This is a genomic window from Comamonas sp. 7D-2 (assembly GCF_022749555.1).
GTDB classification, from domain to species: Bacteria; Pseudomonadota; Gammaproteobacteria; order Burkholderiales; family Burkholderiaceae_C; genus Comamonas; species Comamonas thiooxydans.
Map to the genome: position 1 here is coordinate 5208043 of NZ_CP094238.1, position 17610 is coordinate 5225652.

Sequence of the window (17610 nt, forward strand, 5' to 3'; positions counted from 1 at the left end):
GGTCGCTCACACATCGACACAGGCAAGCGCCCTCTCCTTGGAGCCGAAGAGCGCGCTTGCCACCAGTCAACGCGCCACTAAATCGCCATTGATCACTCGGGCAAGTCCCTGCGGGTTCGCTTGCTGTACAGCCGCTGGGAGCAGCACATCCGGCAAATCCTGATAGCACACCGGGCGCAGAAAGCGGTCAATGGCGCTGGCGCCCACAGAAGTGAACATAGCGTTGGACGTGGATGGGAAAGGACCTCCATGCACCATGGCGTGGCATACCTCGACTCCGGTCGGAAAACCATTGGCCAAGATGCGTCCCGCCTTGCGCTCCAGCACGGGGATGAGGCGCTGCGCGTCGGCATAGTCTGCGGGATCGATCTGCAGCGTCACTGTCAGTTGGCCCTCCAGTTGCTCAGCCAGTTCAAGAACCTCATCGAAATTCCTGGCCCGAATGACAATAGAGGCCGGGCCAAACATCTCCTCCTGCAGCACAGGCGATGACAACAGGCGCTGCACATCCGTCACATACAGCGCAGCCTGCGCAGCATTGTGCAGCCCATCCGCAGGCTGCCCTTGTGCAACTTTCTCCACACCTTCCACGCCACCAACCTTGACAGCGCCGGCATCAAAGGCCTGGTGAATGCCCGGCGTCAGCATGGTCTGGGCCGGCTTGGTGGCAAGCGCCTGGCTTGCGGCATCGATGAAGCGCTGCACATTGCGGTCGCCAATGACCACCACCATCCCAGGATTGGTGCAGAACTGCCCCGCCCCCATCGTCAGCGAATCGGCAAAACCGCGCCCTATCGACTCTGCACGCGCGGCCAGGGCAGCCGGCATCAGAAACACCGGGTTGATGCTGCTCATCTCCGCGTAGACGGGAATGGGTTCCGGGCGTGCGTTGGCGATGCGCATCAACGCAAGCCCTCCCTGGCGAGATCCGGTAAAGCCAACGGCCTTGATGGCAGGATGTGCTACCAATGCTTCACCCAGCTTGCGCCCGGCGCCCATCAGCAGGGAAAACACCCCTTCGGGCAACCCCAAATCTCTGACCGCTTTCTGAATCGCTCGACCCACCATTTCGGAAGTGCCTAGATGGGCGCTGTGGGCCTTGACGACCACAGGGGCACCGGCAGCCAAGGCCGACGCCGTATCGCCCCCTGCCACCGAGAACGCCAGCGGAAAATTGCTCGCACCGAACACCGCCACCGGGCCCAGTGCCATCTTGGCCAGACGCAGGTCGGCACGTGGCAGCGGCGTGCGCTCGGGCTGTGCGTGGTCGATGGCGGGGCTCATAAAGCGGCCATCGCGCACCACCTTGGCAAACAGCCGCAACTGTCCAACCGTGCGCCCACGCTCGCCTTGCAGGCGCACCAGCGGCAGGCCGCTTTCGGCCATGGCGCGCTCGATCAGGGCATCGCCCAAAGCCATGATGTTGTCGGCAATCAGCTCCAGAAATTCTGCACGCTTGGCAAGCGACAGCTGACGGTAGGGATCAAATGCCTGCGCCGCCAACTGGGCAGCCCTGTCCACTTCGGCCTGCCCTCCCATACCGAACGTGGGCGTTGCGATGAATTGATCCATGCGGGGATCGAACGCTTGCTGCTGTCCTTCTGTGCCGCGCACCAAACTCGCGCCGATAAGCATTTCGCCAGTAATTTGCATCTTTGTCTCCTAATGTGTTTATGGATCGGAATGGCAGAGCTCCAGCCGACCAGGAAGTGCAAGCAACGCCTGGATAACGCACGATCTCGTCAGGAATATGAGTGCCTTTGAAAATCATAAAGTATCTTGTTAATATATTTGAATTATCCTTAGAAAATTTCCCATCAATCTTGACAGGCTTCTTTGCCATTCCGCGCAACCAGGGCACGTCAACAAGCAGTCCATAACCAAGCACAGGAGCACGCCATGGAACTCATGCCAAACATCGACCTGAACCACCCTGGCCAAAGTGCTCAAACAACCGCATCGAAACCAGGCCACACTGCGCTGACGCTGGATGAGGTGCACAACCTGGCCTATCGCGTATTTACCCACCTCGGCCTGTCTGCTGAACATGCGCAGGCCATTGCGCGCGTGATCACAGCGGGAGAGCGCGACGAGTGCCATTCGCATGGCATGTACCGGGTTCTATCGTGCGCTCGCACGCTCCAGCATGGCGCTGTCGTGCGCGATGCCATACCCATCATCAGCGACCGCGGACCTGGCGTCGTCGCAGTCGATGCACAGCGCGGCTTTTCACAACTCGCTTTCGAGGTGGGCAGCAAAGTACTGCTCGGGAAGGTCCGGACAACCGGGATCGCAGCCTTGGCCATCAACAACTGCTATCACTTCTCAGCCTTGTGGCCCGAAATCGAAGCCTTGGTCGAGCATGGCGTTGCTGCCTTAGCCATGACTCCCAGCCATTCCTGGGTGGCCCCTGCGGGCGGAAGCCGACCTGTTTTCGGAACCAACCCTATCGCCTTTGGTTGGCCCAGGGTCGGTGCACACCCCTACATTTTTGACTTTGCGACCAGCGCAGTGGCCCGCGGTGAAATTGAGCTCTACCAAAGAAGCGGTCGCGCACTGCCCGAAGGCTGGGGGGTCGACGCCGAAGGCTTACCAAGTACCGATGCCACAACCGTACTCCAACAAGGCGCCATGCTGACTTTTGGCGGCTACAAAGGCTCTGCCCTGTCGACCATGATCGAGCTGCTGGCCGGGCCATTGATTGGCGACATGACCAGTGCTGAATCACTGCGCATCGACGACGGTGCCGGTGCAACCCCTTGTCATGGGGAAATCGTTATCGCATTTGATCCCCAATTTTTCAGCCCGGGCAATTTCATCGAAGAGCGTCAACGTGCTGAAAAGCTGTTCGAGAGTATTACCGGCCAAGGGGCGCGCCTTCCTTCCCAACGCCGCTTTACCGCAAGAAGCCGCAGTCTAGCCAATGGATATGTGCAGATCCCCGAGCCCTTGCTGCGTGACATCCAGCAGTTGTTGAACTAGGCTCATGAGAACATGCTCGCATGCTTCGCCTCTGCTGAGGAGAAAGAATCCAGATAAAGAGTTTTGTCACAGGCTGCGCCAAGCACCAAGCCCATGATGTATTCTAAATATCGGATCAATATAATCAGAACCCCGCCATCTCTGCTCTTGCGACACGATGGCGCCAGCACGCTTTTTTGATGCCAACTTCCAAGAAATCTCCAGCTGCACGTGTAAAAGCCGCTGCAACAAAAACCAAGACTTTGCCTACGGTGAAGCGCCGTGCTGCAGACCTTGCCTACGACGCCATTGAAACCATGCTGTCGACCATGCAACTTGAGCCTGGAAGTCCCATCGTGGAGGCGGAGTTGGCAGAGCGCACGGGCATGGGCCGGACGCCTGTGCGCGAGGCATTGCTGCGCATGATCTCCATCGACTTGATCGTCCAGCAACCGCGCCGCGGACTACTGGTTTCCAACATCGATCTGGCAGAGCACCTGGACGTCATCCAGACACGCAGGGTTCTGGAGAATCTGTTGGCGGCTTGCGCTGCCCGGCGAGCCTCGGTGCAGCAGCGCAAAGATATCCTCCAATGTGCCAAGCAGATGGTCGCTGCAGCCAAGCGCGGCAACCTGGAAGAGTACATGCATGAGGATCATGCGCTCGATGCCATCATCCATACTGCCAGCCGCAACCGTTCAGCAGTCAAAAGCGTCACGCCTCTGATCGTGCAGTGCAGACGTTTTTGGTATGCCTACCAGCATGAAGGCGATATCCTTGAAGGCGCACTTGCTCATCTGGAGCTGGCTCAGGGTATCTCTACCGGGGATGAAGCGGCTGCCATTACCGGCGCCAACCGCCTGATGGACTATCTGGAAGCTTTTGCCAGACGCATTATCGAAAGCTAAACAGCAGGCCGCTCCCAAGGGGAGCGGCCTGCTGTGCATATTCATGGCGCCTCCCAATCGGCGCCCCCCGATCATCAATCAGAGCTTGGCTCCCACCGCGCGCAGTTCTGCAATCTGAGGCGCTTTGGGCAGCCAGATCTTGTCGAAGGCATCAATAGCAGGTTTATTGTCAAAGGCATTGATATCGCGAATGACAATCGACTCCTTCTTGAGTTTCTCCAGCAGGCCAACCTCTGTCGTCACGATATCGTTGATCTGGCCGTCCAAGGCTTGGCTGGTCAATTGGCGAATCAGGTCACGGTCCTTCCCATCCAGCGTAGCCCAGATACGACCCGAGAACAGTGGTGCCACAGGCATGAACAGCGCGTTCATGGGCATCATCAGTTTCGACACCTTGTCAAAGCGCTGGCTCCAAGAGAGCTCTATATCCGCCTCGAGTCCATCCACTTGCCCATTGGTCATGGCATCGAACACAGCAGGTGTGGGAATGGGAGTCGGCGCTGCGCCGAAATACTGGTAGAAGTCACGGTAAACCGGCGTCGGATTAATACGCAGCTTCATACCCTTGAGGTCATTGGGCGTCTTGATCTCCTTGTTCGAGAACACCACACGCATGCCGGTGATGCCCCAGCCCAAACCGATGCAGCCGGTTTCGCGCGGCAGCACATCCAGCAATTTCAAGGCTGCAGGCGTCTTGACCAGCTTCGCTACAGCAGCAGTGGATCGGACAAGATATGGCGCGTTGATCGAGGCTACGCTCGGAACACGCGTTCCCAGCTCTGCCGCCTGAATCCACCCCATGTCCAGCGCACCCGATTGCAGCTGCTGCATCATGGCCGACTCATTACCCAATTGACCCGAATGAAAGACAGTCACCTTGAGCCTGCCATTGGTTTCTTTCGCCAAAGCTTCTCCAAACTGCACCGCCGCGCGGTTCCACGAATGCCCAGCAGGCGTGATGACGCCTAAGCGCAGTTCCTTGGCCGCAGCCGCACGCGAAGGCGTCACAAAGGCCAGTGGAGCAGCGGCAACAGCCGTGGTCTGAAGAAAGTGGCGTCGATTGAGTGTCATGAAAAACTCCGTAGAGGGAAAGGCGAAGCAGGGCGAAGAATCGGATCAGTTCAGCAAGCCCAACGACAAGCTGGGGAACAGCGAGAGCATGACAAGTGCCACGCAACTGATGATGAAGAATGGCAACGTGACGATGAACATGGGACCCGGCTTGGCACCAGTGACCGCTGCAGCCACGAAGAAGCTCAGCCCCACCGGCGGCGTCATCAATCCCAGCACCAGGTTGATGACGATCACCACTCCAAAGTGGCGGGGATCGATGTGGTAGATCTCGGTGGCGATGGGCAGAAGAATCGGCGCGGTCATGATCAAGCCGGGAATCCCGTCGATCACCGTGCCAATGACCAGCAAAATCACGTTGACCAGCAGCAGGAAGGTAATCGGGTCATGCGCCACGGTCTGCACCCAGGCAGCGACCATCTGAGGCACCTTGCCGTATATCAACAACCACGAGAACACTGCCGCTGCTGCAACCAGAAACAGCACAATGGCCGAGTAGATGCCCGAACGCAGCATGATCGCGCCCAGGTCTGAGTATTTGAATTCACGGGTCACATAGCGACCGACCAACACTGCGCTGATCGCACCCACAGCGGCAGCCTCCGTGGGGTTGGCGAAGCCGGTGAGGATGGAACCCACAATGACCAGCGGAATCAACAGTGTCGGGCTGGAAACCAGCACGGTCTTGGCCCGTTCGAGCAAGGTTCGCTTGGGGCTTCGTGGATAGTTGTAGATCACGCCCATACAGGCAATGACTGCAAAGAACAGCACCGTCAACAGAACACCTGGCAATATGCCTGCGATCAGCATATCGCCCACCGCGACCTGGGCCAGCACGCTGTAGACCACAAACATCACCGACGGCGGAATGATCGGACCCAGCATGCCGCCATACACGGTCAGGCCTGCAGCAAAGGTCTTGTCATAGCCTTGCTTCTCCATCTCCGGCACCATCACCTGCGACATGATGGCCACCTGCGCCGTTGCGGAGCCAATGATGGATGACACCAGCATGTTGGCCAGGATATTCACATAGGCAAGCCCGCCCTTGATGGAGCCCACGAACGCCATCGACAAGTCCACCAGTCGGCGTGTAATGCCGCCGCTGTTCATGACCTCACCGATCAAGATAAAGAGCGGTATGGCAATCAGGCCATAGCTGTCCACCCCCCCGAACATCTGGGAAGGAAAGGACTGCAGCAACACCGTGTTCTCGGTGTTGTAGATATAAAAAATCCCCGAAAGGCAAAGACAGAGGCCGATGGGAACACCCACCATCATGATTGCGATGAAGAAAATGGAGGTCAGCATGTCAGTTCACCGCGTCTGGGTTGGTTGCCGCAAAGCCAGGGTGCTGGCGCTTGGGTGCGAGGCTCATGTCTTCCAACAGGTTGGCAAGTGCATGCAGGCTCATACAGACTGCGAAGATCGGCATGATCAGTTGCAGCACCCAGACCGGCCACTCCAGCGTCTGGGTGTGTTCGGTATAGAGAAAGTTAAACGACTCCGCCGCGTATTCCTTGGCATCAAACCCCTTGCTGGCAATACCAATGGGATCCATCCAACGCCAGCACATCGCAAAGAGCGCCAAAGAAAAAAACAGCACTCCGACCGTGGCAATCACCTTGGCACGCCGCGCGTTGCGAGGACTCAGCTTATCGGTGAGCATCGTCACCGCAAAATCCAGTCGCAGGCGCGTCATGACCGAAGCACCGATGAAGGTGAGCCAGACCACGGTGTACACCGCCGCTTCATCCACCCAGTACAGCGGCATGCCGCTGTAGCGTGTCACCACATTGAGCAAAATGAGTGCGGTCAGAAAACACATCGCGAAGGTGAGCAACCACCGTTCTATGCGCAGCAGCGCATCAGAGGCATCCAGCACCCAGCGCACAATCCATGGCGGCTGCTTGATGGCGGTAGCGGGTCGGGTTGTATCGTCCATATAGGTTCTTTAGATTTGACGAAATGAGTCGCAGAAGATTGAATACATCTCAAAAATATATTAAATATATTAGAAGTTTTTTCAATTGATCCAATAGGTGTTTGCCTGGAAACCCGGCGAAACTGCTAACCCTGGTTTCTGGAAGATGCAAGCTTCCGATCTGGATCGATGCCCCAAAAAAAGCTCCCCACGGGGAGCTGACTCACGCTGGATCAATGACTCAGACCCTTGGACCAGGCGGCATACCAGTTGCGAAAGAGTTGATACTGGGATTCGGCATACCGGCGTTGCGGGTCGGTCAATACATCGCTTGCATTGAAGTGCAGCGTGTACTCCTTCTTGCCGTTGAGGACCAGCAGGTGCTTGTAGTACAGAACCAGATCCGTGCCTTCGTCAAAGGACGACAGCACGGCCAGTGCAGCATCCAACTCCTGAGCTTGACGCCGAGCAACGACATCTCCCTGGGCTGCTTTTTTGCTCAGCTCAACCAGGAGCAGAACTTCCTTGGGTAGTGCATTGCCAATGCCCGTAATGCAACCCGTAGCACCGCAATTCACAAAACCATAGAACACCTGGGTGTCGACACCCGCCATCAATGTGACGTCGTTGTCCTTCGAGGTGATGTGCTCAGCGGCATAGCGCAGGCCTTCTGCACCACCAAACTCCTTGAAGCCGATCAGGTTGGAGTACTTGGCGCGCAGCTCGAAGAACATGTCGGCGCGAGTTGCAAAGCCGTAGTGTGGGCTGTTGTAGATCACGGCCGGCAGCTTCGGGGCGGCTTCCAAAATAGCAGTGAAGTGGGCTTTCTGCGCAGCCAGGGAAGTGCCGCGCGACAACACCCGAGGAATCACCATCAACCCCTGTGCCCCCACTTTCGCAGCGTGGGCGGCATGAGCCACGGCTTCCTTCGAGTTCACCGCGCCGGTCCCCACAATAGTCGGGATACCTGCGGCCACCAGCCTGGCCACGCCCTCTTGGCGTTGCTCTGCCGTTAAAAGAGGCCAATCCCCCATGGATCCGCAGTACACAACAGCGCTCATGCCTGCGGCCATGAGCTCTTTGCCCATGGCGACCAGCGCGTCGTAATCTGGCGTGCCTTGTGCGGTGCATGGAGTCATGAGTGCAGGAATGGTGCCGGTAAAGATGTTCGTTTCCATAAAACTACCCTTGTAAAAAACCACCTAAGAACACCGCCTTCAGTTCCGCGCAAGTCCGTTGCACGAAACCGTTTGTTGGGATAACGCTCGCTGCATCAGCGCACGGAATCCAGATGAGCGGTGAAATACTTCGTCTTTAAATAGACTGTAAATATATTTGAAATATTCAGAAACGAAGACTAAGTAGTTCTTAGGCGTTGTGCAATAGGGTTCTCCTGGATACCTCGCCGAGATCGCCACCGCCCTCCCGTTGCATCCAGGCAGCGGTCCGCTTGCGACCATGACCCCACCGCGGCAGAAGCACCGCCTTCAGTTACTGCCCGGCGCTGCGGTCAAACCCGGCGCCGGGCCACGCTGGCGCTGCGCCGGGGTCAGGATGCACAGGTGATCGTTGTATGGCACACAAACCGCTCATGGAGGCAGCTTTGCGCTGGTCCCGGTCGCATGGCGACGGGACTGCCTCTTGCATCCCAGTTCGATGAGTTCGTGCGTTTGTTCCACATAGTCGCGGACGCGCTGAATGCGATGTTCGCCATCGCTCATTACCGCAGCTCCAGTCTGCCAGCACCAAGTACCAAGTGCATTGACGCGGTCCACCTCAGCCCCCCATGCAAGCGGGGATGAAGTCAAGCGCAGGCCCAGGACTGAAAATCCACAGGTCGCAGAGACAAGGTCACGGCACTGCAGAAGCTATCGTCTGAGCAGCATCACAGATGCATAAGTCAGGATGGTCTGAGACTGCTTCCACTAAACAGCCTGAGGGTAGCTTATGCTGCACTACCCTCACCGCGCTCGCGCACCCAGAGCACGATGCCGCAGAGCATCACGATCACCTGCGTGCCTATCAGCGCCGCGAAGCCCGCAAAGAATCCCGCACTCACGCCGCCGCGTGCCGACAGCGCGCCTATCACAGCACCCATGATGGCCGGCATGAAGCCCGCGACCAGACTGCCCGCGCCGTTGACCACGCCATAGGCGCTGGCCACATGCTCGGGCCGCGCGCAGTGCTGCACGGTGCTGGGGATGGCCGGGCTCATCAGTCCCCAGCAGAAGTTGGCGGCAATCAGGCAATAGGCCGCCGCATAGCGGTCTTCCATATGGATGGCCAGCCACACTGCAATCGCCACGCCCAAGCTGCCGAAGACAAAGATCAGCGGCACCTGCCGGCGCGCGATGCGGTCGATGATCATGCCGCCCGCGAAGACCGCCGCCACGCTCGCATATTGCGGCAGCGAGGCCAGCCAGCCCATCTCGCGCATGGAAAAGCCGCGCGACTCCTTGAGATAGGCGGGCAGCCAGTTGCTGCTGCCCCAGAGATAGGACAGAAATGCCGCAGTGAGAATGGTGATCAACCACAGATAGCGCGTGTGCATGGCTCCGCGCACGATCTGGCCGACCTGACCCACGGCCTCGCCCGGCGACTGGGGCTTGGGCATGCCGGTCTCCACCTTGGGCATGCGCACAAAGGCCCAGACCAGGGGAACGCCCAGCAGCACGTTGATCAGGCCCAGCACATGGAACGAGGTCTCCCAGTTGTGGCCCACTACCAGGTAGCCGACGAAGGGATAGCCCACCGCCAGGCCCAGTCCGGTGCCCATATTGACCAGGGAGTTGGGTTTGCCGTTCTCGCGGCTCTCGAAATGCGCCTTGATGTAGCTGCCGGCCAGGGAGAACAGCGGCCCCTCGGACACGCCCAGCAGAATGCGCGATGCCAGCAGCAGCCCGTAGCTGTTCATGGCCGGCGACAGAAAGGTCACCACACCCCATAGCAGCAAGCCGGCAAACAGGCTGCGGCGCACGCCGAACAGCGCCGCGCAGAACGGCGTGAGCACAAAGGACGAAACACCGTAGCCGACCATGAAGGCCGTGGCCAGCAGCCCCTGACGCGTTCGATCGTCGGGTGTGAGACCGATGTGCGACAGAAAGTCGTGATCGGTGATGAGGACCGAGATATTGATCCGGTCCACGTAGGAAATGGCGACGATCACGAACAGCGTGACCACGCCCCACCAGCGCAACGAGCGTGAGTCTTTCATGACAGGAGTCCGGCTAACGTTGAGAGAGAAAAAAGCCGGGACCGGCACCCGCCGGCCCCGCCAGGGCGCACGTCCTGGCGGGCGCGCGGTTCGGCAGCCGTGCTGCCGCCGAAACCCCGGGGCCGGCCAAGGCCGGCCCTGCGGGGCAGGATCAGAAGAAGTGGCGGATGCCCAGTTCCAGGCCATTGGAGTTGCCGCCCGGCGTGGTACCGGGAGCGCTCAGCCCCTGCACGCCGATGGACTTCGCCGCCGAGCCCTTGTTCTTCAGGAAGGCATAAGTGCCGTAGACCTGGGTGCGCTTGGATAGGTTGTAGCCATAGCCCACGCTGATCTTGTTCCAGTCCGCATTGCTGCCAGACAGGTTGTAGTGGCCAAAGGAGGCACGGGCCTCGCCATTGCCCACGGGAGCCGTCACGCCCAGCTGCACGGCCGTGATCTTGGTGGGGCCGCGTTTTTCCGAGGCCCACAGCAGCATGGGCTTGGCCACGCCGAAGTCGTAGGACAGGCCCACATTGTTCGCCGTCAGATTGGTGTCACTGGTATTGCCGTAGAGCCGGCCCGTGGCCAGCGCACCATTGAAAGCGCCCTGGCGGTAACCCAGGCGCAGGCCACGGTAGTCGCCCTCGCGCTTGTTGGGAGCACCGCTGGGCTGCTCGCCGAATGCCAGCTGTGCCTGGCCGTAGAAGCCACCCAGGTTCTGGGGCAGGAAATAGCTCACCGCATTGCTGATCTGTATGGGCGCACCGCCAGTCGAAGGGATGCCCGGAATGCCCAGCATGGTGAAGGCACCCGTGCCGCCAACGCCGTTGGTCAGGAAGGGATCGAAGATCAGCGTGTTCAGAAAGGTGGCCGAATCATCGCGCCCCAGGCGCACCTCGCCCCAGTTGCCCATCAGGCTGACTGTGGAGCGGCGGTTGAAGCTCAGACCGCCGCCCGTGGCCTTGCCAGCGCCGCTATCCACATCCAGGCCGGCCTCGAGCCAGAATCCCGCCTTCAGGCCGCCGCCCAGGTCCTCTGTGCCTCGAAAGCCCAGACGGCTGATGTTGGCACCGCCTGTGGAAAGGCCGGTCTTGGAAGCGCCCGAGCCGTCCAGACGAGCCACGCCGACGTCGACGACGCCGAAAAGCTCGACCTTGGACTGTGCCGAAGCGGCACCGGGCAAAGACGCCAGACAGGCTAGCGCCACGCCGAGGGCCGGCGTATGGATGGATTTCATGGTTTTGTCTCCTCTAAGAGGTGGTTTGGGACGGTGGCTTTTTTTTCAGTGGCTGGTCCGGTGCTGCGCTGGTCAATTCAACATGGCGCGGCCAAGGGATACCGAGCAAGGGCCCGGGCCGGTCGCGTCGCACCGAAGGTGCCACCTCACTCGCGCAGCGAGCAGGGAAGCACCGGTACGACACGTACCCCGGAGCGTCATATATCCAGAACTAAACGCTCGCTCTTGCAGCCGGAGACGCAGACCATCATGACCTTGTTGGCGGCGCGCTCCTTGGGGCTGAGCACCGAGTCGCGGTGGTCGGGCACACCTTCCAGCACGCGGGTCTCGCAGGAGCCGCAGACCCCTTCGCAGCAGCTGTGGTCCACATCGACACCGGCGTCCAGCAGCGTGTCCAGCAGGGACTTATCGGGCGTGATCTCGATAAAGCGGCCGCTGCGCTTGAGCTCCACCGTGTAGTTGCTGCGCGCATCGGACGCGGCCTTGACTTCCACCGGCGTGAAACGCTCAATGTGGGCGTTGGCATGGCCGAGCTCGGCGCAGAACTTCTCGAAAGCATCGAGCATGGGCGTCGGGCCGCAGGAATAGTGGTGCAGGCCCGCATCGGGTGCGCGCTGCGCCAGCAATGCCTTCAGGTCGGGCGGCCCGCCCGCCTCGGCATCGAAGTGCAGGTGCAGCGGCATGCCCAATGCCGTGAGCTCATCGAGGAAGGCCGCGCTCTTGCGCTCGCGCGCAAAGTACAGCATCTCGAACGAATGTCCCTGGGCCTTGAGCCGGCGTGCCATGCACAGCATGGGCGTGATGCCTATGCCACCGGCCACCAGCACCGAATGCGTCGCTGTCTCGTCGAGTGCGAAGTGGTTGCGCGGCTCGGAGATGGTGATGGGCATGCCCACGCGCAGCGACTCGTGCACGCAGCGCGAGCCACCGCGGCTGGCGCGGTCGCGCAGCACGCCGACCACGTAGCGGTGGCGCTCGCTGCTGTCGTTGGACAGGGAATAGCTGCGCACCAGCCCGTTGGGCAGGTGCAGATCGATGTGCGAGCCGGCCGTAAAGGCCGGGAACTCGCCGCCATCGACCGGGCGCAGCTCCACGCTGATGGTGTCCTGGGCCTCGAAGCGCAGCGTGTGCACAAAGGCCTGCAAGCTGTTGCTCATGATGCGATGCCTTCGTCGATCTGTTCCTGGGCCTGGCGACGCAGGTGGCGACGCAGGCGCACCAGGCCGATGTCATGCTGGTAGAGATTCTCGCGCTCGTTGGCGTCGGCTTCCATCTGCTCCATCATGATGCGGTCCTGCTCCAGCACGGCCCAGTGGCGTGCCTCGAGGCGGTTGCGGTAGAGGAAGCGCCAGGTATCGCGCATCCAGCCCTGCACCTTGCGCGCACGCCAGAAGAACACGGCGCACAGGTCGGCGCTGATGGGCGTGACACAGGCCACGATGGCAAAGTTGCCGCCGGGGCCGCCGGTCTTGGGATAGGGAATCTCCAGGCGCATCCACTGCGCGCCGGTTTCGCCGTATTCGGTCCAGTCGAAGTTCACGCCGCGCTGGCCGACCTTCTCGAACACAAAGCCGTGATCGGTGTCACGCACCTGGAAGCTGGCCTTGCTGTCGCCCTCGGCCATGGAGTGCGACTGCTTGTGCAGGAAAGTGCCGTGCATGGGGTCCATGACGTTGTCCAGCGCGTAGCGGTAGTCGCTGCGCCACTCGGCATAGCACAGGAAGTTCGAGTACTCGGGCGAGCTCAGTTCCTCGGGCAGGCTGAACTCGGGCGCCTCGTCCACATGCTTGTCGCTGTTGTAGAGAAAGATCGCACCATGCATCTCGCGCACATGGAAAGCCAGCGCGGCGCGCGAGCCTTCGAGCTTGCAGCCGGGGCTGCCAGGCACCTTGGTCACCGTGCCGTCGCAGCGCACTTCCACGCCGTGGTAGGGGCAGGCCAGGCGGTCGCCCAGGATCACGCCCTGGGACAGCGGTGCGCCGCGGTGCGGGCAATGGTCTTCCAGCGCATGGACCTGGCCGGCAGCGTCGCGCCACAGCGCGATCTTGCGGCCGAAGCGGCGCAGCGAGATGGGCTCGGTCTTGACGAAATCCGAAGGGCAGACCGCATACCAGAGGTTCTTCAGACCCGTGTTGAGCAAACGGTCCACCGGATCGATGGTGATGGTTTGTACGTTCATGGGGTACTCCTGTCCTGTTCTGTCTCAATAGCCCAGACGGGCCATCAGCGCCTGAAAGCTGTCTTCGGTCCAGGGCTCGCCGTTCTCGCCGGCGGGGCCGCTGCGGTTGATGTAGACCACCAGCTCGGGCAGCGTCTGCACGCCCTCGCCAAAGGCACGCTCAATGGAGTCGCCCAGCAGGTCCTCAAACAGGGTGGAGGCGCGCTCGCGCGCCTGATGCGGCTCGAGATATCGATCAGCGGCCATGGTTCTCTCCTTCGAAAACTGTCTTGAATCGTGGTTCTGCTTCATTGCCCTGAGTGCCGCCCCACACCGAGGGTCTCGTCCCCCTTGGGGGCGCCGTGCAAAGGGAAGGCGCGAAGCGACTCAGGGGGGTGATCATTTAGTCGGCCCGGATATCCAGGTCCTTGATAAGCTTGCCGAAGCGGTTGTAGTCGGCAGCATTGGTCTTTTCCAGACGTGCCGGCTCGCCGCCCGCAGGCAGGGCGCCGAAGGCCGCCATCTTGGCAACCACGTCCGGCATCCTCAGAATTTCATTGAGGTGGGTGTTCAGCAGCTTGACGGTCTCGGGCTTCATGCCCTTGGGACCGAACAGGCCTTGCCAGGCCGACACTTCCACATCCTTGACGCCCTGCTCGGCCAGCGTGGGCACATTCGGTGCCAGCGGGCTGCGCTGGGCATCGGCCACGGCCAGCACATTGACCTTGCCGCCTGCGTAGGGCGCGATGGGGCCCCAGGTCATGAAGGTCGTGGGCACATGGCCGCCGATCAGGTCGTTGACTGCGGGCGCCACGCCCTTGTAGGGAATGTGGGACAGCTTGGTGCCTGCGGCCTTGTTGAACATCTCGCCCAAGATGTGCATGGGCGAGCCGCTGCCCGGGCTGGCATAGGTCAGGCCGTCGCGCTTGCCCTGGCTCGCCAGGGTCTTGATGTCCTTGATGCCCGAGCCCTGGCTGGCAGCCACGAACATGGGCTGCACGCTGGTCTGCACGATGGGCGTGAAGCCGCCGAGCACGTCGTAGCTCGAACCCGCGTTGGTCTTGAGCACGAACTGGGCGATGGCAAAGGTATTGGGCGCCAGCAGCAAGGTATAGCCGTCGGGTGCGGCCTTGGCCACATGCACGGTGCCGATGGTGCCGCTGGCACCTGGCCGGTTGTCCACCACCACGGGCTGGCCCAGTCGCTGGCCCAGCTTCTCTGCATACAGGCGCGCCATGGCATCGGTATCGCCGCCGGCCGGATAGGCCACGACGATGGTGATGGGCTTGCTCGGATAAGCTTGCGCCAGCGCGGAACCGGACATCTGGGCTGCAGCCAGCAATGCAGCAGAGATAACTACCTGGCGACGAATGTTTTTCATGAAATAGCCCGTGGGGTTGTGGTTAAGCCTCTAGCCAGCCAGAGGATCTGGTGAATTCGCTCACATCAGAGACACCGAGCAAGGGCCGCCCCGCAGCGAGGGTGTTGTCCCCCTCCCGCGCAGCGAGAGAGGGGGAAGGCGCGAAGCGACTCAGAGGGTGTTTCATTTCTTGTCGGTCAGGAACTTGCCGTCGGCAGCGCCCACGCCCTTTTGGCGCCGCGTATTGCCGTCGAGGCCGCCGTCGATGGCCCATTCGGCAAACACCGTCGGGCCGGGCTCGAACTCGCGCGGCTGCCAGTCGGCTGTCAGTTGGTCCTCGTCGGCGTAGTACTCGACCAGGGCGCCGGCCGGGTTCTTGAAGTACCAGAAATAGGCCGAGGACACGGGGTGGCGACCCGGGCCGAGCTGGGTGTCCCAGCCGCAGCGCGAGATATGCATGCCGCCGCCGAAGACCTCGTGGATGTCGCGCACGGTGAAGGCAACATGGTTCAGGCCCGCATGCTTGTCGGGGCGCTGCAGCAAAAAGATGTCGTGGTGGCCGCCATCGGGCGCGGTGCGCAGAAAAGCGCCTCGCTCGGGATAGCGGTCCGAGGCCGCAAAGCCGAAGTTCTCCACATAGAAGCGCTCGCAGGCCTGCACGTCCTTGACGAAGAACACCACATGGCCGACCTCGATGGGCTGGGCGCGCTCGTAGGCCGGGCTGGCCTGGTTGATGCGACCCTTGCGGTCCCAGGTGTTGTACTCGGCACTTTGCATCTGCACATCGCGCTTTTGCGTGAGCTGCAGGCGCACGGCCAGGCCGTTGGGGTCGGTGCAGCCGATGCGGCCATTGCCCTGGACGAAGCCTGGAAGCGCGCGGATGCGATCTGCATACAAAGCCAGGTCGGCTTCGCTTTCCACTCCCCAGACCACTTCGCGCAGCGTGGGGCCGGCTTCGATGGCGGGCGGCAGATCGGGGTGATTGGTGGCGGCCACGATCACGCGGCAGCCGTTCAGTGTCTCGAACACCAGCCGGTCGGCCTGCTCCTCGGCCAGGCTCAGGCCCCAGTCGAGGAAGAACTGGCGGCAGGCCGCGAGGTCGTCGGCGCCGTAGCTGATTTCGTCAATGCCCAGTACGCTCATAAAAATCCTTTCTTTACCCGATCACGCGCCATGCGCTGCCCACATCGCCTGCAACCGGCGCGACCCATCGGCGGACGCCGAGCAAGGGCCGCCCCGCAGCGAAGGTGTCGTCCCCCTCCCGCGCAGCGAGAGAGGGGGAAGGCGCGAAGCGACTCAGGGGGTGTTTCATCTCAATTTGCCCAAGCCAGTGGGTTTGCGTTCAGTCCCCAGTACAGGCTCTTCTGCTCCATGTACTGCTGTATGCCCAGCCGCCCCTTCTCGCGGCCCAGGCCGCTATCGCGCCAGCCACCGAACGGTGTGGAGATCGAGAACTGCTTGTAGGTGTTGATCCACACGGTGCCGGCCTGCACCGCGCGGCCGATGCGCCACGCGGCCTTGTAGTCGCGCGTCCAGATGCCGGCGGCCAGCGCGTAGACGCTGTCGTTGGCCTGCTCCAGCAAGGCCTCTTCGTCGTCGAAGGGCATGGCCACGAGCACGGGGCCGAAGATCTCCTGCTGGCAGATCTGGTCGTTGTTGTTCACGCCTTCGAGGATGGTCGGGCGGTAGTAGTAGCCGCGCTCGTACAGCGCGCCCTCGGGGCGGTGACCGCCGGTGCGCAGCTGACCGCCTTCGGACAGGCCCAGCTGCACATAGCTCTCGATGGATTCGCGGTGCTTGGCGGTGATCAGCGGGCCCATCTGGGTGCGCTCGTCTGCCGGATCGCCCACGCGCAAGGCGGCGGCCTTGGCCGTGAGGCGCTCCATGAAGTCGCCATAGAGCTTCCTCGCCACGAACAAGCGCGAACCGGCGATGCAGGACTCGCCCGAGGAGCTGAAGATGCCGTAGAGCACGCCGTTGACGGCATGGTCGAGGTCGGCGTCTTCCAGCACCATCGTGGCCGACTTGCCGCCCAGCTCCAGCGAGACGGGCATCATCTTGTCGGCTGCGATGCGGGCGATGTGCTTGCCGGTGGAAGTGCCACCCGTGAAGGACACACGCTTGACCAGCGGGTGCTTGGTGATGGCGTCGCCGATCACCGAGCCGCGGCCGGGCAGCACGCTGACGATGCCCTTGGGCACGCCGGCCTCTTCGCAGATGCGGGCCAGCTCCAGCGCCAGCAGCGGCGTGGCTTCGGCGGGCTTGACGACCACGGCATTGCCTGCGGCCAGCGCGGGAGCGAGCTTTTGCGCCTCGCTGGCGATGGGCGAATTCCACGGCGTGATGGCCGCGACCACGCCCATGGGCTCGTAGACGCTCATGGTCATGAAGTCGCCACGCGACGGCGTGATGGTCTCTTCCATGGTCTCGCAGGCCGCAGCGAAGAACTGGAAGGTGCCGGCGGCGCTGGCCACCAGGGCGCGCGTCTCGCTGATGGGCTTGCCGTTATCGAGGCGCTGCAGCTGGGCCAGGGGCTCGGCGCGTTCGCGGATCAGTTGGGCCACGCGGTGCAGCACGGCGGCGCGTTCATGGGGCTTTTTCTGGGCCCAGCCGCTGGTGCGAAAGGCCTGGTCGGCCTTCTGGATGGCCTCTTGCACATCGGCCAGGCTGGGGGCGCGCAGGCGGCCCACCACCTCGCCGGTCGCGGGGTACAGCGTGGCGGATTCGTCGCCGCCGCCAAGACGCCATTCGCCGGCGATATTGATGGGAAGCAGTTCTAGCTTGGACATGGTGGAACT

Annotated in this window: 15 protein-coding genes; 2 read left to right on the plus strand and 13 right to left on the minus strand. The window is 61.5% G+C overall.

All coding sequences use genetic code 11. The annotated features are described in order from the left end of the window. Window positions 1-66 precede the first annotated feature (66 nt). Window positions 67-1653 carry an aldehyde dehydrogenase (NADP(+)) gene (locus MPZ60_RS24000; protein WP_034350792.1) on the minus strand — a complete coding sequence of 529 codons (1587 nt, stop codon included), beginning with the start codon at window positions 1651-1653 and terminating at the stop codon, window positions 67-69. A gap of 246 nt (window positions 1654-1899) precedes the next feature. On the opposite strand from MPZ60_RS24000, the gene MPZ60_RS24005 reads away from it, so the two are divergent. Beyond that, the gene (locus tag MPZ60_RS24005) at window positions 1900-2982 is read left to right on the plus strand and encodes an Ldh family oxidoreductase (RefSeq protein ID WP_242606998.1); all 1083 of its coding nucleotides are present in this window, start codon (window positions 1900-1902) and stop codon (window positions 2980-2982) included. 176 nt (window positions 2983-3158) lie between these two features. Further along, window positions 3159-3869 (plus strand): GntR family transcriptional regulator, encoded by a 711-nt coding sequence (locus MPZ60_RS24010; RefSeq protein ID WP_012840221.1) that lies wholly within the window; start codon window positions 3159-3161, stop codon window positions 3867-3869. 78 nt (window positions 3870-3947) lie between these two features. Here the strand turns inward: MPZ60_RS24010 and MPZ60_RS24015 are convergent, their stop codons facing one another. The 12 genes from MPZ60_RS24015 to MPZ60_RS24070 form a co-directional block, all read right to left on the minus strand. After that, window positions 3948-4940: a TRAP transporter substrate-binding protein gene (locus MPZ60_RS24015; RefSeq protein ID WP_012840222.1), complete on the minus strand. Its 993-nt coding sequence runs from the start codon at window positions 4938-4940 to the stop codon at window positions 3948-3950. A 45-nt stretch (window positions 4941-4985) separates the two neighbouring features. Next, window positions 4986-6251, minus strand: a complete 1266-nt coding sequence (locus tag MPZ60_RS24020) for a TRAP transporter large permease (protein ID WP_034382281.1) — start codon at window positions 6249-6251, stop codon at window positions 4986-4988. Window position 6252: 1 nt separating this feature from the next. Continuing rightward, window positions 6253-6885: a TRAP transporter small permease gene (locus MPZ60_RS24025; protein WP_034350798.1), complete on the minus strand. Its 633-nt coding sequence runs from the start codon at window positions 6883-6885 to the stop codon at window positions 6253-6255. Window positions 6886-7097: 212 nt separating this feature from the next. After that, entirely contained in the window at window positions 7098-8042 is a 945-nt protein-coding gene (locus MPZ60_RS24030) for a dihydrodipicolinate synthase family protein (RefSeq protein ID WP_034350800.1), read from the minus strand. A 767-nt stretch (window positions 8043-8809) separates the two neighbouring features. Next, on the minus strand, window positions 8810-10078 hold the full coding sequence (locus MPZ60_RS24035; RefSeq protein ID WP_034350802.1) for an MFS transporter: 1269 nt from the start codon (window positions 10076-10078) through the stop codon (window positions 8810-8812). Between the two features lie 151 nt (window positions 10079-10229). After that, the gene (locus MPZ60_RS24040; RefSeq protein ID WP_034350805.1) at window positions 10230-11294 is read right to left on the minus strand and encodes a porin; all 1065 of its coding nucleotides are present in this window, start codon (window positions 11292-11294) and stop codon (window positions 10230-10232) included. 197 nt (window positions 11295-11491) lie between these two features. Further along, entirely contained in the window at window positions 11492-12451 is a 960-nt protein-coding gene (locus MPZ60_RS24045; protein ID WP_034350807.1) for a PDR/VanB family oxidoreductase, read from the minus strand. After that, the gene (locus tag MPZ60_RS24050; RefSeq protein WP_034350808.1) at window positions 12448-13473 is read right to left on the minus strand and encodes an aromatic ring-hydroxylating dioxygenase subunit alpha; all 1026 of its coding nucleotides are present in this window, start codon (window positions 13471-13473) and stop codon (window positions 12448-12450) included. The genes MPZ60_RS24045 and MPZ60_RS24050 overlap by 4 nt, the downstream gene beginning before the upstream one ends. 24 nt (window positions 13474-13497) lie before the next feature. Next, window positions 13498-13719 carry a recombinase-like helix-turn-helix domain-containing protein gene (locus MPZ60_RS24055; protein ID WP_034350811.1) on the minus strand — a complete coding sequence of 74 codons (222 nt, stop codon included), beginning with the start codon at window positions 13717-13719 and terminating at the stop codon, window positions 13498-13500. A 136-nt stretch (window positions 13720-13855) separates the two neighbouring features. Continuing rightward, a complete protein-coding gene (locus MPZ60_RS24060) occupies window positions 13856-14833 on the minus strand; it encodes a tripartite tricarboxylate transporter substrate binding protein (protein WP_034350813.1) in 978 nt (325 codons plus the stop codon). A 162-nt stretch (window positions 14834-14995) separates the two neighbouring features. Continuing rightward, window positions 14996-15955, minus strand: a complete 960-nt coding sequence (locus MPZ60_RS24065) for a VOC family protein (protein ID WP_034350816.1) — start codon at window positions 15953-15955, stop codon at window positions 14996-14998. Between the two features lie 170 nt (window positions 15956-16125). Further along, window positions 16126-17601, minus strand: a complete 1476-nt coding sequence (locus MPZ60_RS24070; RefSeq protein ID WP_034350818.1) for an aldehyde dehydrogenase — start codon at window positions 17599-17601, stop codon at window positions 16126-16128. Between the last annotated feature and the right edge of the window lie 9 nt (window positions 17602-17610).